This window comes from Streptomyces sp. NPDC059037 (assembly GCF_042740015.1).
Lineage (GTDB): Bacteria > Actinomycetota > Actinomycetes > Streptomycetales > Streptomycetaceae > Streptomyces.
Map to the genome: position 1 here is coordinate 1 of NZ_JBHYIG010000176.1, position 1,498 is coordinate 1,498.

1 protein-coding gene is annotated in these 1,498 nt (G+C 71.7%); it reads right to left on the reverse strand.

Translation table 11 applies throughout. The features are described 5' to 3' along the window. Positions 1–1,498, reverse strand: a 1,498-nt coding sequence (locus ACFWY6_RS29715) for a condensation domain-containing protein (protein WP_384696661.1), incomplete at both ends; no start/stop codon positions are given.

The following is a 1,498-nucleotide window of genomic DNA, read 5'->3' on the forward strand; positions in this document are numbered from 1 at the left end:
AACTCCAGCCGGTCGGCCGGGTACTCAGGGTCCAGCGGCACATACGCACCACCGGCCTTCCAGACCGCCAGCATCGACGTCACCATGTCGACACCCCGCGGCAGCCGCAGACCCACCCGCGAATCGGACCGGACACCCTGACGACGCAGATACCGAGCCAGCCGATTCGACCGAACCTCCAACTCCCCGTACGAGACGGCCTCCGCCCCACACCGCACCGCACACGCCTCCGGAACCCGAACCGCCCACGCCCGGAACCGCTCCGGCACCGTCTCCAACCCGACCGGCCGCGCCGTGGCATTCCACTCCCCCACCACCAGCGCCCGCTCACCCTCGTCGAGTACGTCGATCTCGCTCAGCCGCACTTGCGGATCCGCCGCCACCTGCTCCAGCACCCGCACGAGACGGTCGCCAAGGGCCCGTACGGTTGATTCGTCGAAGAGATCCGCCGCGTACAGAATCCCGCCCCCGAGACCCGCCGGAGCGCCATCCGCTGCCCGCCGCTCGCCCAGCGTCACGGAGAGGTCGAACCGCGCCGGCAACTCCGCCACGGGCGGGAGCGGGGTGACGCGTAGGCCGGGCAGCTGCCATTCGGCCTCGGGGATGTTCTGCAGCGCCAGCATCACCTGGAACAGCGGGTTGCGGGACAGCGAGCGCGCCGGGTTCAGCTCCTCCACCAGCCGCTCGAACGGCACGTCCTGATGCGCGTACGCCGCCAGATCCGTCTCCCGGACGCGCCGCAGCACCTCGGCGAACGACGGGTCGCCCGCCAGGTCCGCCCGCAGCACCAGCGTGTTCACGAAGAACCCCGACAGCCCCTCCAGCTGCGCGTCCCCACGGCCGGCGATCCCCGTGCCCACGGGAATGTCGGACCCGGCGCCCATCCGCGACAGCAGCACCGACAGCGCGGCATGCACCAGCATGAACATCGTCGCCCGGCCCCGGGCAGCCACCGCCACCAGCCGTCGGTGCGTGTCCGCCTCCACCGAGACCGGCACACTGCCGCCCTGGAAGGAGGGCTCCCCCCTGCGCGCGCGGTCCACCGGCAGGGCCAGCTCCGGCGGCGCGTCGGCCAGGGCGTCCTTCCAGTACGCCAGCTGCCCGCTGATCACACTCTCCGGATCACCGGGATCACCCAACGCCTCCCGCTGCCACAGCGCGTAATCCGCGTACTGCACCGGCAGCGCTTCCCAGCCCGGCGCCCGACCCGCACACCGCGCCTCGTACGCGACCCGCAGATCCCGCGCCAACACCCCCATCGACCAACCGTCCGAGGCAATGTGATGCACCACCAACAGCAGCACGGACTCCTCCGGTGCCACCGTCAGCAACGACACCCGCCACGGCAGCTCCGTACTCAGATCGAAGCCGCGACCCGACGCCGCCGCGAGTTGTTCCTCCAGTCGCTCCGCAGCGGCCTGCTCCACGTCCAGCGCGGGCCGTCCGGCAGCGCCCTCCAGCACCCGCTGCCACGGCTCGCCATCCGCGTCGGGGAAAA